General features: G+C 65.2%; 23 protein-coding genes. 13 read left to right on the top strand and 10 right to left on the bottom strand.

Annotated features, from left to right (window positions below; genetic code table 11):
- The first annotated feature begins 66 nt into the window (after positions 1-66).
- Positions 67-816, top strand: a complete 750-nt coding sequence (locus ACJ7Z0_RS02115; protein WP_434788450.1) for a TerC family protein — start codon at positions 67-69, stop codon at positions 814-816.
- Positions 817-836: 20 nt separating this feature from the next.
- Here the strand turns inward: ACJ7Z0_RS02115 and ACJ7Z0_RS02120 are convergent, their stop codons facing one another.
- Entirely contained in the window at positions 837-1,550 is a 714-nt protein-coding gene (locus ACJ7Z0_RS02120; RefSeq protein ID WP_434788451.1) for a FadR/GntR family transcriptional regulator, read from the bottom strand.
- A 208-nt stretch (positions 1,551-1,758) separates the two neighbouring features.
- Between ACJ7Z0_RS02120 and ACJ7Z0_RS02125 the strand changes: the two genes are divergently transcribed.
- The 10 genes from ACJ7Z0_RS02125 (at position 1,759) to ACJ7Z0_RS02170 (ending at position 12,580) form a co-directional block, all read left to right on the top strand.
- On the top strand, positions 1,759-2,634 hold the full coding sequence (locus tag ACJ7Z0_RS02125; RefSeq protein WP_434788452.1) for an amidohydrolase family protein: 876 nt from the start codon (positions 1,759-1,761) through the stop codon (positions 2,632-2,634).
- Positions 2,635-2,641: 7 nt separating this feature from the next.
- On the top strand, positions 2,642-4,165 hold the full coding sequence (locus ACJ7Z0_RS02130) for a sugar ABC transporter ATP-binding protein (protein WP_434788453.1): 1,524 nt from the start codon (positions 2,642-2,644) through the stop codon (positions 4,163-4,165).
- 17 nt (positions 4,166-4,182) lie between these two features.
- Positions 4,183-5,208 (top strand): ABC transporter permease, encoded by a 1,026-nt coding sequence (locus ACJ7Z0_RS02135; protein ID WP_434788454.1) that lies wholly within the window; start codon positions 4,183-4,185, stop codon positions 5,206-5,208.
- A gap of 31 nt (positions 5,209-5,239) precedes the next feature.
- Positions 5,240-6,193 (top strand): ABC transporter substrate-binding protein, encoded by a 954-nt coding sequence (locus ACJ7Z0_RS02140; RefSeq protein ID WP_434788455.1) that lies wholly within the window; start codon positions 5,240-5,242, stop codon positions 6,191-6,193.
- A gap of 22 nt (positions 6,194-6,215) precedes the next feature.
- Positions 6,216-7,496, top strand: a complete 1,281-nt coding sequence (locus ACJ7Z0_RS02145; protein ID WP_434788456.1) for an L-fuconate dehydratase — start codon at positions 6,216-6,218, stop codon at positions 7,494-7,496.
- A 28-nt stretch (positions 7,497-7,524) separates the two neighbouring features.
- Positions 7,525-8,301 (top strand): SDR family oxidoreductase, encoded by a 777-nt coding sequence (locus ACJ7Z0_RS02150; protein ID WP_434788457.1) that lies wholly within the window; start codon positions 7,525-7,527, stop codon positions 8,299-8,301.
- Between the two features lie 49 nt (positions 8,302-8,350).
- The gene (locus ACJ7Z0_RS02155; RefSeq protein WP_434788458.1) at positions 8,351-8,680 is read left to right on the top strand and encodes an L-rhamnose mutarotase; all 330 of its coding nucleotides are present in this window, start codon (positions 8,351-8,353) and stop codon (positions 8,678-8,680) included.
- Between the two features lie 303 nt (positions 8,681-8,983).
- Positions 8,984-9,922: a hypothetical protein gene (locus tag ACJ7Z0_RS02160; protein WP_434788459.1), complete on the top strand. Its 939-nt coding sequence runs from the start codon at positions 8,984-8,986 to the stop codon at positions 9,920-9,922.
- Between the two features lie 186 nt (positions 9,923-10,108).
- Positions 10,109-10,789, top strand: a complete 681-nt coding sequence (locus ACJ7Z0_RS02165) for a Crp/Fnr family transcriptional regulator (RefSeq protein ID WP_434788460.1) — start codon at positions 10,109-10,111, stop codon at positions 10,787-10,789.
- Between the two features lie 162 nt (positions 10,790-10,951).
- Positions 10,952-12,580 (top strand): tannase/feruloyl esterase family alpha/beta hydrolase, encoded by a 1,629-nt coding sequence (locus ACJ7Z0_RS02170; protein WP_434788461.1) that lies wholly within the window; start codon positions 10,952-10,954, stop codon positions 12,578-12,580.
- Here the strand turns inward: ACJ7Z0_RS02170 and ACJ7Z0_RS02175 are convergent.
- Complete coding sequence (locus ACJ7Z0_RS02175) at positions 12,551-14,212, bottom strand: AMP-binding protein (protein WP_434788462.1); 1,662 nt, start codon at positions 14,210-14,212, stop codon at positions 12,551-12,553. The genes ACJ7Z0_RS02170 and ACJ7Z0_RS02175 overlap by 30 nt on opposite strands.
- 28 nt (positions 14,213-14,240) lie before the next feature.
- Entirely contained in the window at positions 14,241-14,834 is a 594-nt protein-coding gene (locus ACJ7Z0_RS02180; protein WP_434788463.1) for a 2-hydroxychromene-2-carboxylate isomerase, read from the bottom strand.
- Between the two features lie 158 nt (positions 14,835-14,992).
- Here ACJ7Z0_RS02180 and ACJ7Z0_RS02185 point away from each other — a divergent pair, with 158 nt between their 5' ends.
- Both ACJ7Z0_RS02185 and ACJ7Z0_RS02190 read left to right on the top strand, forming a co-directional pair.
- On the top strand, positions 14,993-15,733 hold the full coding sequence (locus ACJ7Z0_RS02185) for an SDR family oxidoreductase (RefSeq protein WP_434788464.1): 741 nt from the start codon (positions 14,993-14,995) through the stop codon (positions 15,731-15,733).
- 10 nt (positions 15,734-15,743) lie between these two features.
- The gene (locus ACJ7Z0_RS02190) at positions 15,744-16,730 is read left to right on the top strand and encodes an NAD(P)H-dependent flavin oxidoreductase (protein ID WP_431121193.1); all 987 of its coding nucleotides are present in this window, start codon (positions 15,744-15,746) and stop codon (positions 16,728-16,730) included.
- A gap of 63 nt (positions 16,731-16,793) precedes the next feature.
- Here ACJ7Z0_RS02190 and ACJ7Z0_RS02195 read toward each other — a convergent pair whose 3' ends face one another.
- Genes ACJ7Z0_RS02195 through ACJ7Z0_RS02225 form a run of 7 tightly spaced genes read right to left on the bottom strand, consistent with a single transcriptional unit; the run spans position 16,794 to position 26,282 of the window.
- A complete protein-coding gene (locus ACJ7Z0_RS02195) occupies positions 16,794-17,975 on the bottom strand; it encodes a thiolase family protein (protein ID WP_434788465.1) in 1,182 nt (393 codons plus the stop codon).
- On the bottom strand, positions 17,972-19,507 hold the full coding sequence (locus tag ACJ7Z0_RS02200; protein WP_434788466.1) for an AMP-binding protein: 1,536 nt from the start codon (positions 19,505-19,507) through the stop codon (positions 17,972-17,974). Before ACJ7Z0_RS02200 ends, ACJ7Z0_RS02195 begins: the two co-directional genes overlap by 4 nt.
- A 9-nt stretch (positions 19,508-19,516) precedes the next feature.
- A complete protein-coding gene (locus tag ACJ7Z0_RS02205; RefSeq protein ID WP_434788467.1) occupies positions 19,517-21,295 on the bottom strand; it encodes an acyl-CoA dehydrogenase C-terminal domain-containing protein in 1,779 nt (592 codons plus the stop codon).
- A 20-nt stretch (positions 21,296-21,315) separates the two neighbouring features.
- Complete coding sequence (locus tag ACJ7Z0_RS02210) at positions 21,316-22,500, bottom strand: acetyl-CoA C-acyltransferase (RefSeq protein WP_159275828.1); 1,185 nt, start codon at positions 22,498-22,500, stop codon at positions 21,316-21,318.
- Positions 22,501-22,503: 3 nt separating this feature from the next.
- Complete coding sequence (locus ACJ7Z0_RS02215; protein ID WP_434788468.1) at positions 22,504-24,285, bottom strand: AMP-dependent synthetase/ligase; 1,782 nt, start codon at positions 24,283-24,285, stop codon at positions 22,504-22,506.
- Positions 24,282-25,484 carry an ABC transporter substrate-binding protein gene (locus ACJ7Z0_RS02220; RefSeq protein ID WP_434788469.1) on the bottom strand — a complete coding sequence of 401 codons (1,203 nt, stop codon included), beginning with the start codon at positions 25,482-25,484 and terminating at the stop codon, positions 24,282-24,284. The genes ACJ7Z0_RS02215 and ACJ7Z0_RS02220 overlap by 4 nt, the downstream gene beginning before the upstream one ends.
- 15 nt (positions 25,485-25,499) lie before the next feature.
- Positions 25,500-26,282, bottom strand: a complete 783-nt coding sequence (locus ACJ7Z0_RS02225; RefSeq protein ID WP_434788470.1) for an ABC transporter ATP-binding protein — start codon at positions 26,280-26,282, stop codon at positions 25,500-25,502.
- Positions 26,283-26,286 lie beyond the last annotated feature (4 nt).

Here is a 26,286-nt window from a genome sequence, read left to right on the forward strand (position 1 = left end):
GACAATTGCGGCGCTAAAGTGCGGCTGATCGCCCGCTTCCGACGCCGCTGAATCGATAGGACTTCAATGCTCGAACTCTTGACGGACCCTCAGGTTTGGATTGCCTTTGCCACCTTGACGGCACTCGAGCTCGTCCTTGGTATCGACAACATCATCTTCATCGCGATCCTCGTCGACAAATTGCCTCCCGCCAATCGGGAGTTCGCGCGGCGCGCCGGGCTGTTCATGGCCATGTTCATGCGGATCGGCCTGTTGCTGGTTCTGGCCTGGATCGTCGGCCTGGTCGCTCCGCTTTTCACGGTGTTCGATCAGGAAATATCGGGGCGAGACCTGGTCCTGATCCTGGGTGGCCTGTTCCTCATCTGGAAGAGCACGACCGAGGTTCACCAGTCGCTGGAGGGGGAGCACGAGCACAAATCCAGTGCAGCCAAAGCGACCTTCGCTTCCGTGATGCTTCAGATCGTCCTGGTCGATATGGTGTTCTCGCTGGACTCGATCATCACCGCGGTCGGGATGGTGGACGACGTGCGCATTATGATCGCCGCGGTGATTGCGTCCGTGCTGCTGATGATGCTGTTCGCCGGCCCGATCGGGCGCTTCGTCTCGAACCACCCCACCATCAAGATGCTGGCGCTGGCCTTCCTGGTGGTCGTGGGTGTCGTCCTCGTGGCGGAGGGCTTCGGCCACCATGTGCCCAAGGGCTACGTGTACTTTGCGATGGCCTTTTCCGTGGCCGTGGAGATGCTCAATATCCGGATGCGCAAGAAGGCGGCCAAAGCCGTGAAACTGCACCCGCCCCGCATGCCGGGCGATTGAAGAAGAACTGAAGCCGCCAATCAGTCAGCCGCAGGCGGCGCAGATTCCTCCGTCCACCGCGCATGCGACGCGCTCAGGTGATGCAGCATGGCGGCCACCGCGGCCTGCGGATCCCGCGCTTCCAGCGCGCGGTAGATCGCCTCGTGCTCGGCGAACGCCGCCTTCCACGCCTGCGAATTCTCGGTGCGCTCGCTCATGCGGGACGAGATCGGGCTGTGCCGCCCGTCGAAGAGTTCTCCGACCAGCCGCACGAGAACCGAGTTGCCCGTCATCTCGGCAATGGTGATGTGGAAGCGGCGGTCGTTCTCGATCTGCGTGCGGCCATTGAGGCCGTCCTGGCGCATGCTTTCGAGCGATGCCCTGACGCGCTCCAGAAGCTGCGGCGTGACGCGGGCCGAGGCCAGCGTGACCACCGAGCCTTCGAGCATCGCGCGCGCCTGAATCATTTCCGACGGGCTTTCGCCGACCGCGGGCGTTGCGCGCTCCGGCGCGTCCTGCGACGCGCAGACATACACGCCCGACCCCATCCGTATCTCGACGCGTCCGTCGATCTCCAAGGCGATCAGCGCTTCGCGCAGCGAAGGCCGCGACACACCCAACTGCAAGGCCAACTCCCGCTCCGGTGGCAAGCGCGCGCCGACGGGCAGATTGCCGTTGCGGATGAAAGCCCGAATCTGGTCCGCGATCTGTTGGTAGAGCCGGCGGGTGTCGGCGGGTTTGGTGGGGGGGAACATGAGAAGGGGGTCGGCAATCTGGTCATGCCAGTTTGCCATCCTCTATGTAGTGATTGCTACTAATGAGCGGTACTTTACGGGAAAACCCGACAAGGGTTTGTTCCGTTAAGGCCATTTTTGACGTTATGGCAAAGTGGCCTGCCAAATTGGTAAGGCCAAAACAGATGGCGGCGTTCCGTTTTGACGAGACTGGAGGGTGCCAGACAGCATGAGCCAACGCATCGACTCGCATCAGCATTTCTGGCGGCCCGCGCACGGCGACTACGCATGGCTGCGCGCCGATGTGCCCGCCCTCGCGCCGCTGGTGCGCGACTTTCTTCCCGCGCACCTCGCGCCCCTCCTGCAAGCGCATGGGGTGGAGCGGACCGTGCTGGTGCAGGCCGCCGACTCGGAAGCCGAAACCGGCTTCATGCTCGAACTGGCCACCGCGCACGACGTGGTTGGCGGCGTGGTCGGCTGGGTCGACCTGGCCAGCCCCGATGCCGTGGTTTCGCTCGAGCGCATGGCGCGGCATCCCAAGTTCAAGGGCGTGCGGCCGATGCTGCAAGACCTGCCCGATGACGACTGGATCGCACGCATGCCACGGCCCGATGCCATTCAGGCGCTCGTTCGCCTGGGCCTGCGCTTCGATGCGCTGGTGAAGCCGCGGCACCTGCCCTCGCTGATGCGGTTCCTCAAAGACTGGCCGCAACTGCCCGTGGTGATCGACCACGCCGCCAAGCCGCCCGTGGGCGCGCACGGCAGCGAGGCCTTCGCGGCCTGGCGCAAGGACATGGCCGAGCTCGCCGCGCTGCCGCAGGTGTGCTGCAAGTTCTCCGGGCTCTGGGGCGAGGCGCCGCAGGCTGCGCACCACGACGTCGACGTGGCGGCACGCGCCGTGCGCCCGGTGTGGGAGCAGTTGCTCGAGAGCTTCGGCCCCGCGCGCCTCATGTGGGGCAGCGACTGGCCGGTGCTCACGCTGGCCGGCGACTACGCAGGATGGATCGCGGTCAGCGAAGCCTGCATCGGCGGGCTGTCGGCCAGCGAGCAGTCGCACCTCTGGCGCGGCACCGCACAACGCTTCTATGGCCTTCCGACGGACTGAATGCGCCATGCAACCCATCGTCACCATCCGCGACCTGTGCAAATCCTTTGCCGGCGTGCGCGCGCTCGACAAGGCGCAGTTCGACCTGCTGCCCGGCGAGGTGCATGCCCTGATGGGCGAGAACGGCGCGGGCAAGTCCACGCTCATGAAAGTGCTGGCCGGTGTCTACAGCAAGGACTCCGGCGAGGTGATGATCGACGGCGAGCCCGTGGACATCGCGAGCCCGCGCGCGGCGCAGGCGCTGGGCATCGGGATCATCCATCAGGAGCTGAACCTGATGAACCACCTGAGCGCCGCGCAGAACATCTTCATCGGCCGCGAGCCGCGCGGGCGCCTCGGCTTGTTCATCGACGAAGACGGGATGCGCGCCGAGGCCGAGCGCATCTTCGCGCGCATGAACCTGCGGCTCGACCCGCGCACGCCGGTCGGCGAGCTCACGGTGGCCAAGCAGCAGATGGTCGAGATCGCGAAAGCGCTCTCGTTCGATTCGCGCGTGCTCATCATGGACGAGCCCACCGCCGCGCTCAACAACGAGGAAGTGGTCGACCTGTTCCGCATCATCGGCCAGCTCAAGGCGCAGGGCGTGGCCATCGTCTACATCTCGCACAAGATGGACGAACTCAAGCGCATCGCTGACCGCGTGACCGTGATGCGCGACGGCCAGTACATCGCCACCGTGTCGATGGCGGGCACGCCGATGGACACCCTGATCGCCATGATGGTGGGCCGCCAGCTCACCGAGGTGGAGAACGACTTTCCCGACACCTCGGGCAACGAGATCGTGCTCGAGGCCCGGGGCATCCGTCGCGGCTCGATGGTGCGCGATGCGAGCTTCGTCTTGCGCAAGGGCGAGATCCTGGGCTTTGCGGGCCTCATGGGCGCGGGCCGCACCGAGCTGGCACGCGCAGTGTTCGGGGCTGACCCCATCGACGCGGGCGAGGTTCGGGTGCGCGGCCAGCGGGTGTCGATCAAGTCGCCCGAGGATGCGGTGTCGCATGGCATCGGCTACCTCTCCGAAGACCGCAAGCACTTCGGCCTAGCCACCGGCATGGATGTGGAAACCAACATCGCGCTGCCGAGCATGAAAAAATTCCTGTCGATGGGCGTCTTCATCGACCAGGCCGCCATCGAGGCCGCAGGCGAGCGCTATGTGAAGCAGCTCAGCATCAAGACGCCCTCGGTGCGCCAGCAGGTGCGGCTGCTGTCGGGCGGCAACCAGCAGAAGATCGTGATCGCCAAGTGGCTGCTGCGCGACTGCAGCGTGCTCTTTTTCGATGAGCCCACGCGCGGCATCGACGTGGGCGCGAAGGCCGAGATCTACCGCCTGCTCAACGAACTGGCCGCCGAGGGCAAGGCCATCGTGATCATCTCGTCGGAGCTGCCCGAGATATTGCGCGTGAGCCACCGCGTGCTGGTGATGTGCGAAGGCCGTATCACCGGCGAACTGGCGGGGCGCGAAGCCTCGCAGGAAAAGATCATGCAGCTCGCCACCCGGCGTGAAACCACCGTTGCTGCTGCCGCCACCGCATGACGACTGGAGACAAAGCCTTGACAACCCCCACCGCCACCACCGCCACCGCGCCCGGCTTCTCGCTGAAGGCACGGCTCTTTCGTCCCGCCACGCGGCAGAAGCTCCTGGCCTTTGCCAGCCTGATCGCGCTGATGGTGTTCTTCAGCGTCGCGTCGCCGCAGTTCCTGCAGACCGACAACCTCGTGAGCATCCTGCAGTCGACCGCGGTGAACGGCGTGCTGGCCATTGCCTGCACCTTCGTGATCATCACCGCGGGCATCGATCTTTCGGTGGGCACGCTGATGACTTTCTGCGCCGTCATGGCCGGGGTGGTGCTCACCTACATGGGCATGCCGCTCGCGCTCGGCATCGCGGCCGCGATCTTCTTCGGTGCGCTGGCGGGGTTCGTGTCGGGCGTGCTGATCGCCAAGCTCAAGATACCGCCCTTCATCGCCACGCTGGGCATGATGATGCTGCTCAAGGGCCTGTCGCTCGTGATCTCTGGCACCAAGCCGATCTACTTCAACGACACGCCGGACTTTCCGGCGATCTCGCAGGATTCGCTGATCGGCTACTTCATTCCGTCGCTGCCGATTCCGAATGCGGTGCTGATCCTGTTCCTGGTGGCGGTGGCCGCGAGCATCTTGCTCAACAAGACCATCCTCGGGCGCTACACCTTCGCGCTCGGCAGCAACGAGGAGGCGGTGCGCCTGTCGGGCGTGAACACCGACTTCTGGAAGGTCGTGGTCTACACGGTGAGCGGCGGCATCTGCGGCATTGCGGGCCTCTTGATTGCCTCGCGCCTGAACTCCGCGCAGCCTGCGCTGGGTCAAGGGTACGAGCTCGATGCGATTGCCGCGGTGGTCATCGGCGGCACCTCGCTCAGTGGCGGCACCGGCACCATCGTGGGCACGATCATCGGCGCCTTCATCATGAGCGTGCTGACCAACGGCCTGCGCATTCTTTCAGTCGCGCAGGAATGGCAGACGGTGGTGACGGGCGTGATCATCATTCTTGCCGTGTATGCGGACATCCTGCGCCGTCGCAGCAGCAGCGCGCACTGACCCTGTTTCTACAACCGAAGGAGACATTCGCATGATTCAAAGAAGAGCAGTCGCAACCACGCTGGCCGCGTCCCTCATCGGCCTGTCGGGTTTTGCCCAGGCACAGCAGGCGCAAGAGATCTACATCCCGCTCGTGTCCAAGGGCTTCCAGCACCAGTTCTGGCAGGCCGTGAAGTCCGGCGCCGAACAGGCCGCGAAGGACCTGAAGGTGAGGGTGACCTTCGAAGGCCCCGAGACCGAGGCGATGGTCGACAAGCAGATCGACATGCTCTCCGCCGCGCTCGCAAAGAAGCCGCAGGCCATCGGCTTTGCCGCCCTCGACAGCCAGGCCGCCATTCCGCTCTTGAAGAAGGCGCAGGCCGCGAAGATTCCCGTGGTGGCGTTCGACTCGGGCGTGGACAGCGACATTCCCATGACCACCACCACCACCGACAACAAGGCCGCCGCGGCGCTGGCGGCCGACAAGATGGCCGAGCTGATCGGCAAGTCGGGCGAAGTGGCGCTGGTGGTGCACGACCAGACCAGCCGCACCGGCGTGGACCGCCGCGATGGGTTCGTCAACCGCATCAAGTCGACCTACCCGAACATCAAGATCGTGAGCGTGCAGTACGGCGGCGGCGACCAGCTGAAGTCCACCGAAATCACCAAGTCGATCTTGCAGGCCTCGCCGAACCTGAAGGGCATCTTCGGCGCCAACGAGGGCTCCGCCATCGGCGTGGTCAACGGCGTGAAGGAGATGAAGCGGAGTGGCAAGGTCGTGATCATCGGCTACGACTCCGGCAAGCAGCAGAAGAACGCCATCATCGACGGCAGCATGGCCGGCGCCATCACGCAGAACCCCGTGGGCATGGGCTACAAGACCGTGGAGATGGCGGTGAAGGCGGTCAAGGGCGAGAAGCTGCCCAAGGTGGTCGACACCGGGTTCTTCTGGTACGACAAGACCAACATCACAGACCCGAAGATCGCCGCAGTGCTGTACGACTGATTCTTTCCCGGAAGACTCGTTCATGACCATCGTTCGATCCATGCACGTACTGGACGTGCGCTTTCCCACTTCGCAGCAGCTCGACGGTTCCGACGCGATGAACCCCGACCCGGACTACTCCGCGGCGTACGTCGTGCTGGAAACCGATCAGCCGGGGCTCGAAGGCCATGGCCTGACCTTCACCATCGGCCGCGGCAACGAGATCTGCTGCGCGGCCATCGAGGCGATGCGTCACCTGGTCGTCGGGCTCGATCTGCAGTGGGTGGCCGAGGACATGGGCCGCTTCTGGCGGCACATCACGTCCGACAGCCAGCTGCGCTGGATCGGCCCCGACAAGGGCGCCATTCACCTCGCCACCGGCGCGGTGGTCAATGCGATGTGGGACCTGTGGGCCAAGTCCGAAGGCAAGCCGGTGTGGCAGCTGGTGGCGGACATGAGCCCCGAGACGCTGGTGCGCTGCATCGACTTTCGCTACATCACCGACTGCATCACGCCCGAAGAAGCGCTCGCGCTGCTCCGCGATGCGGCCGTTGGCAAGGCCGAGCGCGTTGCCACGTTGCAGGCCGAGGGCTACCCCTGCTACACCACGTCGGCCGGCTGGCTCGGCTACTCCGACGAGAAGCTGCGCCGGCTCGCGCAAGAGGCCGTGGATGCGGGCTTCAATCACATCAAGCTCAAGGTGGGGCGCGACCTGCAGGACGACATCCGCCGGCTGACCGTGGCGCGCGAGGTGCTCGGGCCCGATCGCCACCTGATGATCGACGCCAACCAGGTCTGGGAGGTCGACCAGGCCATCGACTGGGTGCGGCAGCTGGCATTCGCCAAGCCTTGGTTCATCGAGGAGCCGACGAGCCCCGATGACGTCGAAGGCCATCGCAAGATCCGCGAGGGCATCGCGCCGGTGGTGAAGGTGGCCACGGGCGAGATGTGCCAGAACCGCATCATGTTCAAGCAGTTCATCATGCGCGGCGCGATCGACGTGGTGCAGATCGATGCGTGCCGGCTCGGCGGCGTGAACGAGATCCTGGCGGTGATGCTGATGGCTGCGAAGTACAAGCTGCCCGTGTGTCCGCATGCCGGTGGCGTGGGGCTGTGCGAGTACGTGCAGCATCTGTCGATGATCGACTACCTCTGCATCTCGGGGACGCGAGAAGGGCGGGTGATCGAGTATGTGGACCATCTGCATGAACACTTCGCCGAGCCTTGCGTGATTCGCGGCGCGGCGTACATGCCGCCGACGGCCGCCGGCTTCTCGATCACGATGAAGCCCGAATCGCTCGAGCGTTATCGCTTCCGTGGATAGTCGAAAAATAGAAAGGCATCGCGCAGTCATGGACCTGAACCTCAAAGACAAGGTGGTGCTCGTCACCGGCGGCGGCAGCGGCATCGGCGCGGCCATTTCGCTCACGCTCGCGCGCGAAGGGGCGGTGCCGGTGATCTGCGGGAAGAATCCGCTGGATGCGGCATTCGAGGAAGAGCTGCGCGGGCTGCAGCCGCGGGCGCGGTTTCTCCAGTTCGAGTTGATGGAAGAGGCGGCTTGCGGCAAGGCCGTCGAAAGCACCGTCGCGGAGTTCGGCCGCATCGATGGGCTGGTCAACAACGCCGGCGTGAATGACAGCGTGGGGCTCGAAGCGGGGCGCGAGGCATTCGTCGCATCGCTGGACCGGAATCTCATTCACTACTACGTGATGGCGCATTTCTGCCTGCCGCACTTGAAGGCCAGCCGCGGGGCCATCGTGAACATTTCGTCGAAGACGGCGCTGACGGGGCAGGGCAACACCAGCGGCTATTGCGCGGCCAAAGGCGCGCAGTTGTCGTTGACGCGCGAGTGGGCTGCCGCGCTCGCACCGGACGGCGTGCGCGTCAACGCCGTGATACCGGCCGAGGTGATGACGCCGCTGTACCAGCGGTGGATATCGGCCTTCGACGAACCCGACCGCAAGCTTGCTGCCATCACCGACAAGATTCCCCTCGGCCGCCGCATGACCGCGCCGCAGGAGATTGCGAGCACCGCGGTGTTCCTGCTCTCCGATCAGGCCTCGCACACGACGGGGCAGTGGGTGTTCGTGGACGGCGGGTATACGCACCTCGATCGGGCGTTGACCTGATCACCTTTCACTCTTCCTTTCTTTCATCGACGATCGGAACGAACCACTCATGCGCCACTGCCTTGCCCTTGACCTGAAAGACGATGCGGCGCTGATCGCCGAGTACGAGGCCTACCACCGCAACATCTGGCCCGAGGTGCGCGCGCATCTGCATGCGCATGGCGTGACGGGAATGGAGATCTATCGACTCGGGACGCGGATGGTGATGCTGATGGAGACGGACGACGCGCGCTATGACGCCGAGGCCATGGCAGCTGCGACGCGGAACGATCCGAAGATCCGGGCGTGGGAAGAACTGATGTGGAAGTTCCAGGCGCCTACGCCTTGGACGCCTGCAGGAGAAAAGTGGGTGGGCATGCAGCGGATATTCGAGTTGTAGCTGCTTCTCGAACGCAGTCGCACTGCCAACCGCAGCCTGCAACCGGTTGCTCCGGCATCTCTTTTTTGTCGACCTCGACCTGAGCGCGAACCAAAACTGTCGCATGTGGAGTCCGAAGCGACGCTCCATGTCACTTTTCGGGGTCAACGCGCGTGTTCTTCCCCCGCGGGGAAGTGGGCATGGATCGTGCGCCCGTGTGCCACGGCCGGTGACGCCGTTGGACATGAATGCCCACGGCAAGTCCCCGGCAAAGCGGCCCAGGCGGCAGCTGATTCTCTTTGCCAGGACATTCACCCCGACATCGTGGACACCTACCTCGTGGGCGTGGGCGCGGGCGCCTGGCCCACCTGGAACAGCCCCGAAGGGGCGTACATCACCTACACCGCGCAGGCCATCCAGGCTTACGGCGCGACCCCGATGTTCACGCTCTACCAGATGGCAACGAGCGGCGAGGGCAACTTGAGCGTCCTCAACGACGCGAGCTTCATGAACAGCTACTGGGCGCAGGTCCGGCTGATGTACCAGCGCGTTGCGGCCCTCGGCACGCCCGTCCTGATCAATCTGGAGCCGGATTTCTGGGGATTCGTTGCGTCGCAAGCACCCAATCGCGACGCGACGCAGCTGACGGCCCTCGTGAACAGCCAGTCCGAATGCAGCGGCCTGCCGAACACCGCCGCAGGCCTGGGCCAATGCCTGGTGCAAATGGGCCGGCAGATCGCGCCCAAGGCGCTGCTGGGGTTCCCGCCCGCGTTCTGGAGCGGCACTCCTGCGGCAATCGGCGCCCAGATGCGCGCGGTCGGGGCGCATCAGGCGGACTTCATCGTCGCCCAGACGACCGACCGCGACGCGGGCTGCAGGGAGGTCCCGTCGCCGCCCGCGGAATGCACGGGCCGAAGCGGTCCGTTCTACTGGGACGCAAGCAACATCGCCAGCCCGAACTTCCACGAGTCGCAGCGCCAGATTTCGGACTATCGGGCTGCCCTGGGCAATGGGCTGCCGATCCTGTGGTGGCAAACGCCGATGGGCGTGCCATCCGACACGCCCGGTGGCACCGACCTGCACTATCGCGACAACCACGTCGACTACATGCTGCGCAACGCCCAGGAGTACGGCGACACCCACACCTTTGCGATGGTCTTCAGCCCTGGCGGGAGCGTTCAGACCTCGATCAGCACCGACGGCGGTCAATTTGCCCGCCTGTCGGCTCAGTACCTCGCACGAGGCGGCGCCACCTTGAAGTAGCGGCGGCAACCGGGAAGGCCGAGAGGCTGATTTGTCCGTCAGGGTTTGTCCTGACGGTGCAACGGCGCAAATGTCCTTCGCGCAACAAACGCGACGAGCCTATGTTCATAGGCTTCGCAAGCCTGAGGGAAACATGCAATGAGAGCTCGATCTGGTTTGGTCTTCGCCCGTGTCGTTGGGTGACCGATGCTGCCTGCCAAGGATCTGAGCGCTTTCTTTGAGCGATGCATCTGGCCGCGCGCCTTGACGCAGGCAGAACGAACCAAAGCGTTCGAGGCCCTGTACGTTCGGCATCATGAAGCGCACTCCTATGTGTGCCAACGCGACGAGATCGCCGACAGCTGGATTGGGGTGCTGGAGGGCTTCCTCCGGGTTCAGGACACCACGGTGGACGGTCGCCTGATCATGTTCACCGGGGTTGCAGCCAGCGGTTGGATCGGCGAAGGGTCGCTCCTGAAGCCAGAGCAGCGCAAGTACGAGATCATGGCCACGCGACCGACCATCACGGTCCATCTGCCAAGGACCACGTTCTCATGGTTGCTCGATCGAAGCATCCCGTTCAACCATTTCATGCTTTCGCATCTGAACGAGCGGCTTGGACAATTCATCGCGATGGTGAAGTTCGATCGACTGCTCGAACCGACGGCGCGCGTGGCGCGTGGCATCTCCAGCCTGTTTCATCCGGTGCTCTATCCGAACACCGACTCGACGCTGCGAATCAACCAGGAGGAAATCGGCTTGCTCGTCGGCATCTCGCGCCAGCGCGTCAACGTCGCATTGACCGAACTGGAAACCGCGGGCCTCATCCAACGGGGCTACGGCTACATCACCGTGATGGACAGGCAAGCACTTGCCAGGTACTCCTAGCGAGGCTGCCGCACATCGAAACCGGAGGGTTTTTCCTTAGAAATCAGTGGCCAGAATGTCGGTCTCGGAACAGTTGGCCAAGGGCTCGCCTTTCAGAATCTCCTGGGCATCGCGCCATCTCGTTGCGGTGCGCAGGCTGACAACTGATAAAGGAATAGAGACATGCACTTCTTCTCCCCAAAGGCACCCTTGGCTCGCGCGAAGCTTCACGCTGCTGCCGTCAGCGTGGCGATGCTGGCAGCTTGCGGCGGCGGCTCCGATAACGGCGGCGCGTTCCCCCTGCTGCTCCCTGGCCCGCCAACAGCACAACCCGAAAGTCCTCCATCCGCACCGGTTGTGACGGCTCAGAAGGCCTGCACCGACCTGACCGGAAAAACCGTTGCAGGCGCCGCCCTGACGGCCGTGATGGTGACTGCGACGGCGGACGTTCCCGTGTACTGCAAGGTCACCGGCACCATATCACCCGCGTTGAACTTCCAGATCTCTCTGCCGGAGGCATGGAACGGCAAGCTCTACTACCAGGGAGGAGGCGGCTATAACGGCGCCATTTCGCCGCCTTCGGTGCCGGCCCTGGGCCTGGGCTACGCCGTCATCGCCAGTGACTCCGGACATCAGGACAATGCCTTGAGCGCGGACTTCGCGCTGACCGATACCTTTGCGGCCCAGCTGTTCGGCAGCCTCTCGGTACCCACGGTGATGTCGACGGCGAACGAGACCCTGGCGGCTGCCTATGGGTCTCTGCCGGCAAAGTCGTACTTCGAGGGTTGCTCCAACGGCGGACGCGAAGCATTGATGGCGGTGCAGCGCTCGCCGAATCTCTTCGATGGCGTCATCGCACGTGCCCCTGCGTACAACTGGGTCGGGTTCATGGGCGCTTTCAATCGAAATTCCAGGGCGCTTGCCGCGCCTGGCGGTGCATTCACCGCTGCGAAGACGGCGCTCCTGAGCAAGCATGTGCGAGACGCCTGCGATGGGCTCGACGGAGTCGCCGATGGCGTGGTGTCGAACCGGGCCGCATGCACGCCGGCGCTCGTCAACGTGGCCGCCCTGCGCTGTGCCGGCGGAACCGACTCCGGCGACAGCTGCCTGTCTGATGCACAGCTCGACGTGGTGGCGTCCTGGACCACGGAAGCAAGCTTCACGGGTAGCGCCAGCTTCCGGAACGCCGGTTGGAACCTGACAGGAAACGAGGACGATCCGGGCGCCTGGAGAACCTGGGTCACGGGCGACGGCAATGTAACCATGGCGCTGCAGTTTCTGTTCCAGGATACGACGGTCAAGAACTATCTGGCCCGCGACAGAACGGTGAGTTCGCTCGCCTACACACCTTGGGATCAGAACCAGAATGCGCTCTATGCCATGGCCGCGCTCAATGATGCGACCAACACGGACATCCGGCCCTTCATCAACAGCGGCGGCAAGCTGATCTTGTGGCATGGCGGGAATGATTCGGCGCTCAGCGCGAAATCGACCGCGGAGTACTACGGGAATATGCGAAGCTCGGTGGGCGCCGCGGCGGCCGACGCGTCGACGCGTTTCTATGTGGCGCCGGGGGTCAACCACTGCAGCGGAGGACCGGGTGCCGATACCTCCGATCTGCTGACAGCCCTCGACCAATGGGTGACGAAAAGCGAAGCGCCCTCCACGTTGGTCGCGGAGAAGCGCGATGCACAGGGAGCGGTCGTCCTGAGCCGGCCTCTGTGCCAGTACCCGCAATATCCAAGATACACAGGTCCCGCCAATGATGCCGTCGCTTCGAAGTCAGCTGCCAACTACACCTGCAGCTCCTGAGTGATTGGGCCGCAGTTCTTTGCGCAGAATCTTTCCCACTGCTGATTTGGGCAATGATTCGAGAAACGTGATGTGGCGGGGCACCTTGTACGCCGCAAGGAGCTTGCGGCAATGCGCTTCCAACTCCTCCGCCTGCAAGCCCGGTGCGCGCCGAACGACGAAGAGGTGGGGCGCCTCTGCCGAGCGCTCGTCCGGCACCCCGACGCACGCACATTCGAGTACGTCCGGGTGCATGGCGACCACGCCTTCGATCTCGTTCGGATAGACGTTGAAGCCGGAGACCAGGATCATGTCCTTCTTGCGGTCGACGACGTACATCAGGCCTTGCGCATCCATGGTGACGATATCGCCGGTGCGGAACCAGCCGTCCTGCGTGAAGGACCTGCGCGTTTCGTCCTCACGATTCCAGTAGCCCGCGAAAACCTGCGGGCCCTTGATGAGCAACTCGCCGGGCGTGCCCAGCGGCACGGGCTCGCCCGCATCGTCGACGATCAGAACATCGGTGGAGGGCACGGGCGCACCGATCGTGCCGTTGCAGCCGGGCGCATTGAAGGTAGCGCTGGGTGATGTTTCGGTGAGCCCGTAGGCCTCGGTGATGGGCGGACCACCGGCTTTCACCCACTTCGCGGCAACTGCTTCCTGGATTGAAGCGCCGGCGCCGATGACAACGTTGCAGCGGGAGAAGTCGATGCCCGCGATCTCAGGCAAGGTCACCATGGCATTGAACATCGTGTTGACGCCGATCAGCATGTCGAAAGGCGCCCGCTTGAGTTCGGCGCAAAGCGCCTGGGCATCGCGCGGGTTGACGACCAGTCGGTTGTGGGCGCCGCTGGCAAGGGCGGTCAACGTCGTCCCGAGCGGAAAGATGTGGTACAGCGGCAGCGGCGTCACGATCTCGAAGTTGTCGATGTCGAGCGCCAGTGCCAACCATGACCGCATCTGCAGCGAACTGGCAAGGACGCTGCGGTGCGTCAGGCACGCGCCCTTCGAAACGCCCGTCGTGCCGCCGGTGTATTGCAGGAACGCAAGATCAGATGGACCGACCTGCTCGCTGGTGAAGTCGGCGTCTGCCAGCACCGACATCGCGTCGCGCAGACTCACGATGCGGGCGCCGTCGTTCGCGGCCGCAGCATCGGGTTGGCCGGCCGTCGCGAACAATGACTGCTTCACCTCCCGCATCGGTACGGTCATGACATACCGGAGCTGTGTCTGGTCGAGAATTTCGTTCACAAGGCCCATGAAGGGCTCGGCCGCTACCAGCGCGGTAGCCCCGGAATCGGCCAACTGGTACGCCAGCTCGCGCGCCGTGTAGAGGGGATTCATGGTCACACCCACCATGCCCGCACGCAGGATGGCAGCCAATGCCACCGGGTAGACGAGGTTGTTGTGCAGCAGGAGGGCCACCCTGTCGCCACGCTTCAGACCGGCCGCTTGCAGGGACCGCGCCAGCAGTGCCGACGCATGGTCGACCTGGGCGAAGGTCAGGGATTCGCCAGCGCAGGTCACGGCCGTCCTGGCGGCGTACCTCGTGAAAGCGCGTTCCAGCAGGGTGACGAGGGTTTCACTTTCGTCGAGGATGATGTCGTGCGGAAGCCCTGCCGGATAGGAGGCATGCCAGAGTCGGTGTTCCATGTGGTTTCCTTCGTGCGGTGAACGGGGTTCAGGACTGCAGCGCTTCGCGAACGAAGTCCATCCGGTCCTGGCCGAAGAACATCTGGTCGCCGACGAAAAGCGTGGGTGCGCCGAACACGCCGCGCTCGACCGCCTCTTGCGTCGCGGCCTTCAGCGCGGCCTTGGTCTCGACGTCCTGCGTCAGGCGCTCGATCTCGGCGGGATCGAATCCACCTTCGGTCAGGATGTGCGCCGTGAGTTGCGCATCGTTCAGGTTGAGCGCGTCGATCCAGAGCGCCTTGAACACGCAGCCCAGCAGCTGCTGCAGCTGCTCGGGGCGGCGCAGCTGAATTCCGGTGACCGCGCGCATGAGGAACAGCGTGATGACGGGAAAGTGCGGATTGCCCTGGAAGGGCACGCCATACCGGCGCGCGTGGCGCTCGTAGTCCATTTGCGTATAGCGTCCCTTGACGGGAATCGTGGCAGGCGAGGCGTTGCCCGTGGCCTGGTAGACGCCGCCCAGCAGCATTGGCCGGTAGACGAGTTCGGCGCCATGGCTGGCGCACAAGCCCGGCAGCTGCGTCCACGCGAGGTACGACGACGGACTGCCGACATCGAAGAAAAAATCAACCGACTTGCGCATTCATGGCTCCTTTAAGTTAACGGACGTTTGGTAAACGGAAGCTATGTGATTAATGCAACCCCGTCAACGGGGTTTCACTGGGTTCTTCTTCGATTGACAAACGAACGTTCACCAATTAACGTCCAATGACTTAACGAACGTTTTTTAAAGGAGAACGCATGGACCCATCAACCAATCCCCGCGGTGTGGCTCTCGTCGTCGGCGCCGGCGACGCCACTGGCAGCGCCATTGGCGCGCGTTTCGCCCGCGAGGGCTACGTCGCGTGCCTGACACGGCGATCGGCAGACAAGCTGGAGCCAGCCGTCGAACGCATCCGCGCGGCAGGCGGCCAGGCCTTCGGCTATGGCAGCGATGCACGCAAGGAGGACGACGTCGTCGCCCTCATCGACCAGATCGAGAAGGAGCGCGGCCCCATCGAGGTGATGGTGTTCAACATCGGCGCCAATGTGCCCAGCAGCATTCTGGAGGAGACGGGGCGCAAGTACATGAAGATCTGGGAAATGGCGGCCTTCAGTGCCTTCCTGAATGCGCGCGAGGTCGCGCGAAGGATGGTCGCGCGGGGGCGTGGCACGATTCTCTTCACCGGCGCGACGGCCGGCATCCGCGGCTCGGCGAATTTCGCGGCCTTTGCCGGAGCCAAGCATTCGCTGCGCGCACTGGCCCAGAGCATGGCGCGCGAGCTCGGCCCGCGAGGCATTCACGTGGCCCACATCGTGGTCGACGGCGCGATCGACACCGAGTTCATCCGCAGCAACTTCCCGGAACGCTATGCGCTCAAGGCGCAGGACGGCATCCTGAACCCCGAGCACATCGCGGAGAACTACTGGTACCTGCATACCCAGCCTCGAGACGCCTGGACGTTCGAGATGGACCTGCGCCCTTACATGGAAACCTGGTGAAAGACGACACATGAAAACACGCATCACGGAACTCTTCGGCATTCGCCACCCGATCATCCAGGGTGGCATGCACTACGTCGGCTTTGCAGAGCTGGCCGCGGCCGTCTCCAATGCCGGCGGGCTCGGGCTCATCACGGGCCTGACCCAAAGGACGCCCGAGCTGCTGGCCAAGGAAATCGCGCGCTGCCGCGACATGACGGACGAGCCCTTTGGCGTGAACCTCACGTTCCTTCCAACCTTGTCTTCGCCACCATACCCCGAGTACATCGCGGCGATTGCCGAGGGCGGCGTTCGCATCGTCGAGACGGCCGGGCGCAGTCCCGAGGCCTACATGCCCGCGCTCAAGAAGGCCGGCATCAAGGTGATCCACAAGTGCACCTCGGTACGCCATGCGCTGAAGGCCGAGGCCATCGGCTGCGACGCCGTGAGCGTGGACGGCTTCGAGTGTGGCGGGCACCCGGGCGAGGACGACATGCCCAACATGATCCTGCTGCCCCGGGCTGCCGAGGAACTGAAGATCCCATTCGTGGCCTCCGGCGGCATGGCCGATGCGCGCAGCCTGGTGGCGGCCCTTGCGCTTGGCGCGGAGGGCATGAACATGGGCACGCGCTTCGTGGCCACGCAGGAAGCACCGATTCACCAGAACGTCAAGGACGCCATCGTGGCGGCCACCGAGCTCGACACGCGGCTCGTGATGCGTGGCTTGCGCAACACGGAGCGTGTGCTGACCAATTCATCCGTCGAGCAATTGATCAGGATCGAGAAGGAAAAAGGAGCCGATCTCAAGTTCGACGACATCATCGACCAGGTCGCCGGCGTCTACCCGCGCGTGATGCTGCAAGGCGAGATGGATGCGGGCGCCTGGAGCTGCGGCATGGTGGTCGGCCTGATCAACGACATTCCGACGGTGCAAGATCTGATCGATCGCATCATGGAGGAGGCCGAGCAGCTGATCACACGGCGGCTCTCAGGGTTCCTCGAGCCCGCTCTGGCTTAGCCTTTGGGCATCCGCCGGCTCACTCCGCAGAGTGAGCCGGCTTCTCGAAGAGGCGAACCGCTGCTAGACGCGTTCGAGGCACAGGGCAATGCCCTGACCCCCGCCAATGCACAGCGACACCACGGCCTTGCGGCCGCCGGTTCGCTGGAGCGCATGGGCCACCTTCGTGATCAGGATCGCACCCGTTGCGCCGATGGGGTGGCCGTGCGCGATCGCACCGCCGTCGATGTTGTAGCGTGATGGCTCGATCTTCAGCTCGTCGCGCACGACGATCGCGATGGCCGCGAAGGCTTCGTTGACCTCGAAGCGGTCGACGTCCTGCACGTTCCATTCGGCACGGCCGAGTGCCTGGCGAATGGCGGGCAGCGGCCCCAATCCGAAGAAGCCCGGCTCGACCCCGGCCACGGCGACACTGCGAATGGCGAGCATCGGCGTGAGGCCGGCTTCGCGCGCGACCGAAGCCTCGCAAACGACCATCGCGGCGGCCCCGCCGTTGATCCCCGGGGCGTTGCCGGCGGTGATGGTGCCGTCGGGACGGAACGCGGGCTTCAGGCGTGCCAGCGTCTCGGCCGTGGTGTCAGGACGGTTTCCTTCGTCCGCGGCGAAGACCGTGGATGCCTTGCCGCCCTTGATCGTCAGCGGCTCGATCTCGTCATTGAACCACCCAGCCTCTTGCGCGGCGGCGAATCGCTGCTGGCTCTGGGCCGCGAACGCATCCTGCGCTTCGCGCGTCACGCCGTATTTCTGCACCAGGTCTTCGGTGTGCCAGCCAGAATGTTTGCCTGAGAAGGCGTCGTTCAATCCATCGAGCAGCAGAGAGTCCATGGCCTCGGCATTTCCCATGCGGGCGCCGAAGCGCATGCCCGGCAACAGGTACGGCGCCCGGTCCATGTTCTCCACGCCACCGGCGATCACCATGCTCGACACCCCGGCGAGCACTTCCGCATAAGCGGTCGCGACGCCCTGCGCGCCGGATCCGCAGACGCGGTTCACGGTCATGGCGGGCGCACCCACTGGCAGGCCGGCGTGGACCGCGGCCTGCCTTGCCACGTTCATTCCGTTGCCCGCCTGCACGACGTTGCCCATCACCACGGAATCGACGCGCGCCGGGTCCAAGCCGGAGCGGCGCAACACGGCGGCGATGGCGTGCGCGCCAAGCGATGCGGTAGAAGTGGTCTTGAGCGATCCGCCGAAGCCGGCGATCGCGCTTCGCGCAGGGGAACAGATGACGATCTCTTTGCTCATGGTGGACTCTCCTTGGTTAGATAACGGTCGCGCAGCAACTTCTTGTAGAGCTTGCCGGTCGCGTGGCGAGGAAAATCGGACTCGAAATCGATGCTCCTGGGCACCTTGATCGGCCCGAGCAATTCGAGGCAGCGGGCCTTCAGCGCATCGGCGATCCCCGTGCCCGTGAAATCCGAATGCGCCGGCTGGATGACGGCTTTGACTTCTTCGCCGTATTCCTCGTTCGGCACCCCGAAGACCGCGGCATCCGCAACGCGAGGGTCCTGCAGCAGCACGTCTTCGATCTCTTGCGGGTAGATGTTCACGCCGCCCGAGATGATGACGAAGTCCTTGCGGTCCGTCAGGTAGAGGTAGCCTTCATCATCGAGATGGCCGATGTCGCCGAACGAGCGCCAGCCCTGCGGACTCGTCGCCGCGCGGGTCTTGGCGGGATCGTTCCAGTATTCGAATTGGGCATCGCTTTCGAAGTAGACCTGCCCGGTTTCGCCCGTGAGTAGTTCATGGCCGGCGTCATCCAAAATGTGCAGGATGCCGTCGGTCGCGCGGCCGACCGAGCCCCTGTGCTGGAGCCATTCGCGCGAGGTGATGGCCGTGGAGCCGATGCCCTCGGTGCCCGAGTAGTACTCCTGAAGAATCGGACCCCACCAGTTGATCATCGCCTGCTTGACGTGCACCGGGCAGGGCGCCGCGCCATGGACCGCCTGCACCATGAAAGCCATGCTGTAGCGGCTGCGTACGCCCGCTTCCAGGCGCAGCAGGCGGTGGAACATGGTCGGCACCCAGAGCGAATGTGTACATGCGAAATGCGCGATGGCGGCGAGCGCGCGCTCGGCGTCGAATTTCGCCATCACGATGCTGGTGGCGCCGGCATGAATGGCCGCCGAGAGGAACCGGTTGGGCGCGCTGTGATAGAGCGGCGATGTGGAGAGGTAGACCGACGAGGCGTCGAGTGCGAACGACCGGGCCACCGCGGCGTTGCGGTTGTCGACCGCATCGAAGTCGCCTTCGAAGGGCGGCTTGCGCACACCCTTGGGCCGGCCGGTCGTGCCCGATGAATACAGCATCTCGCGTCCGGGCGCGAGCACGGGCGGCAGCTTGCCCGGCGCAGCCAGAAAGCGCGCATCCCAGGATTCGATGGCCGAATCCGCAAAGCCGATCCCGACGCGCCGTGCGCCACCCAGGTCCAACGACGAAGCCGTTTCGGCGCTCATGCAGGCCGACGACACGACCGCGACCGACGCCCCCGAGTCCTTCACGATGTACTCGAAATCCGCAGCCGACAGCCGCGTCGAGGCGAGCACGTAATACAGCCCGATACGCTGCGCGCCGAGTGCAAGAAAGAGCAAAGCGGGCGCGTTCTCGATGCACAGCACGATGCAGTCGCCCCGCTTCAGGCCGAGCGACAGCAAGGCGTTGGCCGCCCGGTTCGCCTCGCGTTCCAGCTGCGAGAAGCTGAACGCCTCGCCCGATTCGAGAAAGTGCACCGCCACCTTGTCGGGCGTGGCAACTGCGAAGCGGCTCAGGTGGTACATGCCGCGCGGTTAGAAAAGATCGATGGCCGGTTCCATCAATGCGGACGATCCCGCCCGGATCTCACCGCACAGCGCCGCGGTCTGCGGCAGCAGCCGCTGGAAGTAGAAGCGGGCCGTGGCGATCTTCGATGCATAGATCGGGTCGGTGGAGCCGGCGTTCTTGAACGCGACTTCGGCCATGCGGGCCCAACTCCACGCGAGGGCCAGGTGCCCGACCAGGCGCAGATAGGGCGCAGCCGCGGCGCCTGCGGCGTGCGGGTCCTGGGCCGACGTCGCCACCAGCTCGCCGGTGAGCTGTCTGATGTCGGCGACCAGCCCGGCGAGCGGCTCCGCGAACTCGCGCATCGACTCGCGCGGGCTGCAGGTCTCGGCGAATGCGCAGGCCATGTCCAGGAAGGCGCCCATCTGCCGCCCCTGGTCGGCCAGTACCTTGCGCGCGAGCAAGTCCATGGCCTGCACGCCGTTCGTGCCTTCGTAGAGGCCCACGATGCGCACGTCGCGCAGATGCTGCTCGACGCCGTTCTCGCGGATGTAGCCGTGCCCGCCGAACACCTGCATGGCGAGCAGCGTGCACTCCACCGCGAGGTCGCTGGACAGCGCCTTGACGAGCGGGGTCAAAAGGCCTAGCAGTTCGGCCGTCTCGTTGCGTTTGGCGGGGTCGGGATGAAGGCGCTGAAGATCGCTCAGCTGTGCGGTCCACAGCGCCAGGGCACGTGCGCCCTCGATATTCGCCTTCTGCGTGAGCAGCATGCGGCGCACGTCGGCATGCCCGATGATCGGGTCGGCCACCTCACTGGAAGATCTCGCACCGCTGGCACGGCCCTGCAGGCGCTCCTTCGCATAGGCCAGAGCCTTCTGGTAGGCAGCTTCCATCAGCCCGATGGCGATCATGCCGACCAGCACGCGCATGTGGTTCATCTGCACGAACATGCCCGCCAGACCCTTGTTGGGCGCACCCAGCAGCCAGCCGGTCGCGCCGTCGAAGTTGATGGTGCAGGTCGAGTTGCCGTGGATGCCCAGCTTGTGCTCGATGGAGCCGCAGACCACCGCATTGCGCGCGCCAGCCGCGCCGCTCGCATCGGGGATGAACTTCGGAACGATGAAAAGAGAAATGCCCTTCACGCCGGGCGGTGCGTCCGGCATGCGCGCCAGCACCAGGTGCATGATGTTGTCGGTCAGGTCCTGCTCGCCGCCCGAGATGAAGATCTTGCTGCCGGTGATGTTGTAGCTGCCGTCGGGCTGCGCCACGGCGCGGGTGCGCATCAGGCCCAGGTCGGTGCCCGCGTTGGGCTCGGTCAGGCACATGGTGCCGGCCCACTCGCCTGAGGCGATCTTCGGCAGGTAGAGCGCCTTCTGCTCCTCCGATCCGTTGGCCGCCACGTTCACGTAGGTGGCATGCGACATGCCCGGATAGGACGACCACGCCATGTTCGCGCCGCCAAAGACTTCGTAGACCGCGTTGGCCACGACCGAAGGAAAGCCCTGGCCGCCGAACTCGGGGCTGCACGCCAGTCCGGCCCAGCCGTTCTTCGTGAATTCGTCGTAGGCTTTCTTGAAGCCCGGCGGCGTCTGCACCACACCGGCCGAAGGCATGCTGCAACCGTGCTCGTCGCCCGGCGCGTTGAGCGGCGCGATCACCTCGGATGCGAACTGGCCAGCCGCGGTGAGCACCTGGTCGATCGTCGCGGCGTCGAGCTCGGGCTGGCCGCAGGCCTCCAGCATGGCCGGCACCTGGAGCAGCTCGTGCAATATGAATTGGAAGTCCCGCATTGGGGCCTGGTAGCTCATGGTGATATTCCTTCCTTGCCTCAAGCCACTTCGAACAGGCCCGCGGCGCCCATGCCGCCGCCGATGCACATCGTCACGACGACGAAGCGCGCGCCGCGCCGCTTGCCTTCGATGAGCGCATGCCCCACCAGCCGCGAGCCGGTCATGCCATAGGGGTGCCCGATCGTGATGCCGCCGCCGTTGACGTTCAGCTTTTCCGGATCGATGCCCAGGCGATCGCGCGAGTACAGCACCTGGCAGGCGAAGGCCTCGTTCAATTCCCACAGGCCGATGTCGCTCACCTTGAGCCCGTGGGTCTTCAGCAGCTTGGGCACGGCCAGGACCGGGCCGATGCCCATTTCCTCGGGCGCCAGGCCGGCCACCGCGATGCCGCGGTACGTGCCCAGCGCCTTGAGCCCGCGGCGCTCCGCAACTGCGCGCTCCACCAGCACGCAGGCCGATGCGCCATCCGAGAGCTGGCTCGAATTGCCCGCGGTGATGACGCCGCCTTCGATGACCGGCTTCAGCATGGAAAGGCCCTCGAGCGTCGTATCGGGGCGATTGCCTTCGTCGCGGTCCAGCGTGACGTCGCGGTAGCTGATCGCGCCCGTCTGCTTGTCGGCCACGGCCATGCGCGCGGTGATGGGCACGATCTCGTCATCGAACAGGTGCCGCTCCTGCGCCAGCGCGGTGCGGCGCTGCGCTTCCGCGGAATACGCGTCCTGCGACTCGCGCGAAATGCCGTACTTCTTTGCCACGATCTCGGCCGTGTTCAGCATCGGGATGTAGGCGTGCTGCACGCGCGCGATGAGCAGCGGGTCGGCCTCTTCGCCCACCCACTTGACGAAAGGATTCTGCACGGCGGAGATGTTCTCCTGGCCACCGCCCACGGTCACGTCCATGCCGTCCACGATGATCTGCTTGGCCGCCGTCGCGATGGCCATCAGGCCGGACGCGCATTGCCGGTCCATCGTCTGTCCCGGGACCGACTGCGGCAGTCCCGCGGCAAGCGCCGCGAGGCGTCCGATGTTCATGCCCGCAGTTCCGGCGGCCATCGCGCTGCCGACGACCACGTCCTCCACTTCTCCGGGATTGATGCCAGCCCGCTGGACGGCATGCTGGATCGCATGGCCCATCAGGGTCGGCGACTTGATGTTGTTCAATGCGCCGCGAAAGGCCCGGCCGATGCCCGTGCGCGCGGTGGAAACGATGACGGCTTCTCTCATGGTTCAAACTCCAAGGGGTTCGGTAAAAAGGTCGGCGTAGCGGCTCGCCACGACCGAGCGGTTCAGGCGCAGCGCGGGGGTGAGTTCTTCGTCGCCCTGATGCAGCGAGCGCGGGATGACGCGAATGGTGCGCACACGATGGTTCTCGGGCAGGCGCCCGTTCGCGATCTCCACCTGCGCCGCGATGAGCGCAGTGATCTCGGGCAGGCCGAGCAGGCTGGCGTAGTCGGTGAAGGACAAGCGCTGCTGCTGCGCATGCTTCCTGATCCGCTCCTCGTCCAGGGCGAGCAGCGCGGCCGAATGTCCGCCTTCCGCCGGCACGACGATGGCATCGGCGATGTACGCACTGAGCCGGAATGCGTCTTCCGCAATTTCCGGGCTGATGGATTCGCCCCGTGCGCCAATGGTCTGCGCGCGCACGCGGCCGAGCAATTGAACGCGGCCTTGTGCGTCGACACGCCCGAGGTCGCCAGTCCGCAGCCACCCGTCCGCAAGGGTCACGGCGGGGCTCAGCGTTCCGCGCACCCAGTAGCCCGGGCGCGGGATCGCACCGCGCACCAGCACTTCGCCATCGGGCGCCAGCTTCAGCTGCGCGCCTGTTTCGAACGGCGCGGAGGCGGTCTCCGTCGAGCGGCTGGCGAGAACGATCCTGCAGAAGCCGGCCTCGGCCATGCCGTAGCAGTCGAGCATGGGAACGCCGATGGCGTCGAACCAGTCGGCCACCTGCGCGGGGCTGGAGGCGCCGCCCGCGAGCGCGACCCGCACGTTCCGCAAACCCAGGGCGGCGCGTATGCGCGCCTGCGTCCTGCGCTGCAGCCAACCGGGCCGGTGCGCCGAAAGGCACGAGGCATACGTGGTTCGGGCGACTGGCACGGCCTCCTGCATGAACAGCTCGGTCGTTCCTTGCAGCTTCTCGAAAAAGCGTGGGGCTGCGAACAGGAAGTGCGGCTCGACCTCGCTCATGTCGTTGAACACCGTCGCGCCGTTCTCCGGCAAGTGGAGCAAGGCTTCGTGCATGAGCATGGCCTTCTGTGCCAACATGCGTTCGCCATAGTGCGCGAGCGACATGATCGACAAGGTCCGATCCCCCGGGCGCAGTTGCAGCCAGTGGCTCATTGCTCGCACTTCCCGCAAGAAGTCATGCTGGTGACGCGCGATCAGCCGCGCCGGGCCGGTGCTGCCCGCCGTGGCCGCGAGGAATGCAATCTGATCGCCGGTACCGGCGTCGATTCGCTGGTCGAACAGCGCTGGTTTCCTGGCCGCGGCTTGCGAACCGCGCGCAAGCCATTCGTCGTAGGAACTGACTTGCGGGTCCGTGAAGCGCGAGAGCCCGCGTGTCTCGAGGACCACGATGTGGCGCAGGTCGGGACAGGTGTCGCGTACTGCGAGCACTTTCACCAGCTGATCGGCGTTCTCGACGAAGACCACCCGCGTTCCAGCCTCGACGAGCGCATGCCCGATTTGCGCAGCCGTGCTGCAGGGGTACATGCCGTGAGACACGTAACCCATGGCCTGCGCCGCCATGTCGACGATCAACCATCGGGGCCGATTGTCCGAAAGAACCGAGACCGCCTCGCCGGCTTGCAGCCCGGCATCGGCCATCGCGAGACCGATGGCCCGCGCCTCGCTGAAATAGCCGCTCCACGACAGGCCCTGCCAGATGCCGCGCTCCTTGTGCCGGAGCGCGGGCCGATCGCCCCATTCGGCGCATCGGCACCGCCACAACTGAGGCAGGGTCGTGAGGCGCGCCTCGTCCGCGGCCAGCGATGCCGACACGTGGATCACAGGGAGCTCTTGGCCGGGTCGACCACGCTGGAGCGCGCAGTCCAGCGACCCTGCACGACTTGCTCGACCCGCGTCCATTCCGGGTCGATGTGGTTGTTGGCGAAGCGCTGCGTGTCGTACGAAGCCACGCCCTTGAAGGTGGACGCCTGGAGCGCCTTCACCAGCTTCTCGGTCGTCAGGTCGCGGCCCGCGGTGCGCAGTTCCTGGAGGAACCAGCTGGTGTAGTCGTAGAAGGCAGCGGCCACGTCGTCAGGCTCCGCCTTGAAACGCTTGCGATAGCCCTCGGCCCACGATTTCTCGGCGGCGGTGGCCTGGTCGGGCGTCGCGATGCGCCAGGTGCCAACGCCGTACACGCCTTCCATCGCATCTTTGCCGAGGGCGATGGTGAGGCCGGCACGGCCCGGGCTGGCGGTCAGCACGTTGACGCCGGTCAAGCCGAGCTTCTTCACTTCGGCCGCCACCGCGATGGTTTCGCGCGTGGTGGTTGCGCAGACGATGAGGTCCACGCCCGCGGCCTGCATGCGTGCGACGTGCGAGGAGAAGTCGAGATCGCCGACCTTGTAGCTGGCCTCGGCCGCGAGCGGCATGCCCTTGGCTGAGAGTGCCGCCTTTACACCCTTGCCGACCAGGTCGCCGAAGGGGCCTTCCTGGTAGACGAAGCCGACTTTCTTGCTGCCCAGGTTGCCGGTGGCCCACTTCACGGCGGCCGATGTCGTGCTGTCGTAGTTCAGGTTGGTCGTGAAAAGCAGCGGCGTCTGGCCGGCCGCCTGCCGCACGAGGCCCGAGGCGGCATACGGCGCGAAACAGATCACGCCGGCATCCACCGCTTTCTTGACCGTGGCCACGTTCGGTCCGGAACCGAAGGGGCAGAGCAGGGCAAAGACCTCGTCCTTGCGGATCAGCTTGTCCACGGCACGCACCGCTTGTGACGGCTGGCTCGCGTTGTCTTCGATGACCAGCCGGAGCTTGCGGCCGTTGATGCCGCCGGCCTCGTTGGCCTCGTCGATGCGCATCTGGATGCCGTTGCGGATCACGGGCATGGCGATTGCCACCGGGCCGGAAAGGTCCAGGTGCGTGCCCAGGACGAGCTCCTTGTCGCCCACACCCGCAGCGCGCGCGGATGTTGCGGCGGTCCACAGGGCGCCTGGCGCCGCGGCGGCCAGGGTTGTCTTCAGAAGGGTTCGGCGATCGAGTGTCATGGCAGGGTCCTTTTCTCAGTTCCAGGAAGGGCGTCGCCGCGCCGGCCGGATCCCGCCAGCGACACCTTGCGGTAGATGGTGCGATGCGCCACCCAGATAAAACTCCTTGATGTCTTCGCGCTGGGAGAGGGCCTCGCAGCTGCCAGCGGCAGCGACGCGCCCCAGCTCGATGACATAGCCGTGGTCTGCGGTGGCCAGCGCGATCGCCGCGTTCTGCTCCACGACCAGTACGGCCGTCCTGGTCTGCTCGCGGATGCGCTTGATGATTCCGAAGATGTCCTTGGTGAACAGCGGCGAGAGGCCCAGCGACGGCTCGTCGAGCAGAAGCAGGCGCGGCCTTCCCATCAGCGCGCGGCTGATCGCCAGCATCTGCTGCTCGCCGCCGGAAAGCAGGCCCGCCTGTTGGCGCTGGCGTTCGCGCAGGCGCGGAAACCAGTCGTACATCTGCTCCATGTCCCGCGCGATTTCCGTATCGCGCCGTGCGAATGCACCCATGCGCAGGTTTTCCGCGATGGTGAGGAACGGAAATATCTGGCGGCCTTCGGGCACCAGCACCACGCCGCCGCGGGCGACTTCATCGGCGTCCGTGCCGCCGATGGGTCGGCCTTCGAACTCGACGGTTCCATTGGAGGGCGCGAGCACGCCTGCAATGGTGTTGAGCAGCGTCGTCTTGCCGGCGCCGTTGGCGCCCAGCACGGTGACGATCTGCGCGGCATGCACTTCGAGGCTCACGCCGTGCAGCGCGCGCACGGGGCCATACCATGTCTCGAGATTGCGGACGGACAGCAGCGAAGTCATGAGT

This window comes from Variovorax palleresanus (genome assembly GCF_051144945.1).
GTDB lineage: Bacteria > Pseudomonadota > Gammaproteobacteria > Burkholderiales > Burkholderiaceae_C > Variovorax > Variovorax paradoxus_S.

What these genes read in the sequence shown, in the direction of transcription:
- ACJ7Z0_RS02115 (WP_434788450.1), top strand. Translation starts at nt 67, where the DNA reads ATGCTCGAACTCTTGACGGACCCTCAGGTTTGGATTGCCTTTGCCACC.
- ACJ7Z0_RS02120 (WP_434788451.1), bottom strand. Translation starts at nt 1,550, where the DNA reads ATGTTCCCCCCCACCAAACCCGCCGACACCCGCCGGCTCTACCAACAG.
- ACJ7Z0_RS02125 (WP_434788452.1), top strand. Translation starts at nt 1,759, where the DNA reads ATGAGCCAACGCATCGACTCGCATCAGCATTTCTGGCGGCCCGCGCAC.
- ACJ7Z0_RS02130 (WP_434788453.1), top strand. Translation starts at nt 2,642, where the DNA reads ATGCAACCCATCGTCACCATCCGCGACCTGTGCAAATCCTTTGCCGGC.
- ACJ7Z0_RS02140 (WP_434788455.1), top strand. Translation starts at nt 5,240, where the DNA reads ATGATTCAAAGAAGAGCAGTCGCAACCACGCTGGCCGCGTCCCTCATC.
- ACJ7Z0_RS02145 (WP_434788456.1), top strand. Translation starts at nt 6,216, where the DNA reads ATGACCATCGTTCGATCCATGCACGTACTGGACGTGCGCTTTCCCACT.
- ACJ7Z0_RS02150 (WP_434788457.1), top strand. Translation starts at nt 7,525, where the DNA reads ATGGACCTGAACCTCAAAGACAAGGTGGTGCTCGTCACCGGCGGCGGC.
- ACJ7Z0_RS02155 (WP_434788458.1), top strand. Translation starts at nt 8,351, where the DNA reads ATGCGCCACTGCCTTGCCCTTGACCTGAAAGACGATGCGGCGCTGATC.
- ACJ7Z0_RS02165 (WP_434788460.1), top strand. Translation starts at nt 10,109, where the DNA reads ATGCTGCCTGCCAAGGATCTGAGCGCTTTCTTTGAGCGATGCATCTGG.
- ACJ7Z0_RS02170 (WP_434788461.1), top strand. Translation starts at nt 10,952, where the DNA reads ATGCACTTCTTCTCCCCAAAGGCACCCTTGGCTCGCGCGAAGCTTCAC.
- ACJ7Z0_RS02175 (WP_434788462.1), bottom strand. Translation starts at nt 14,212, where the DNA reads ATGGAACACCGACTCTGGCATGCCTCCTATCCGGCAGGGCTTCCGCAC.
- ACJ7Z0_RS02180 (WP_434788463.1), bottom strand. Translation starts at nt 14,834, where the DNA reads ATGCGCAAGTCGGTTGATTTTTTCTTCGATGTCGGCAGTCCGTCGTCG.
- ACJ7Z0_RS02185 (WP_434788464.1), top strand. Translation starts at nt 14,993, where the DNA reads ATGGACCCATCAACCAATCCCCGCGGTGTGGCTCTCGTCGTCGGCGCC.
- ACJ7Z0_RS02190 (WP_431121193.1), top strand. Translation starts at nt 15,744, where the DNA reads ATGAAAACACGCATCACGGAACTCTTCGGCATTCGCCACCCGATCATC.
- ACJ7Z0_RS02195 (WP_434788465.1), bottom strand. Translation starts at nt 17,975, where the DNA reads ATGAGCAAAGAGATCGTCATCTGTTCCCCTGCGCGAAGCGCGATCGCC.
- ACJ7Z0_RS02200 (WP_434788466.1), bottom strand. Translation starts at nt 19,507, where the DNA reads ATGTACCACCTGAGCCGCTTCGCAGTTGCCACGCCCGACAAGGTGGCG.
- ACJ7Z0_RS02205 (WP_434788467.1), bottom strand. Translation starts at nt 21,295, where the DNA reads ATGAGCTACCAGGCCCCAATGCGGGACTTCCAATTCATATTGCACGAG.
- ACJ7Z0_RS02210 (WP_159275828.1), bottom strand. Translation starts at nt 22,500, where the DNA reads ATGAGAGAAGCCGTCATCGTTTCCACCGCGCGCACGGGCATCGGCCGG.
- ACJ7Z0_RS02220 (WP_434788469.1), bottom strand. Translation starts at nt 25,484, where the DNA reads ATGACACTCGATCGCCGAACCCTTCTGAAGACAACCCTGGCCGCCGCG.
- ACJ7Z0_RS02225 (WP_434788470.1), bottom strand. Translation starts at nt 26,282, where the DNA reads ATGACTTCGCTGCTGTCCGTCCGCAATCTCGAGACATGGTATGGCCCC.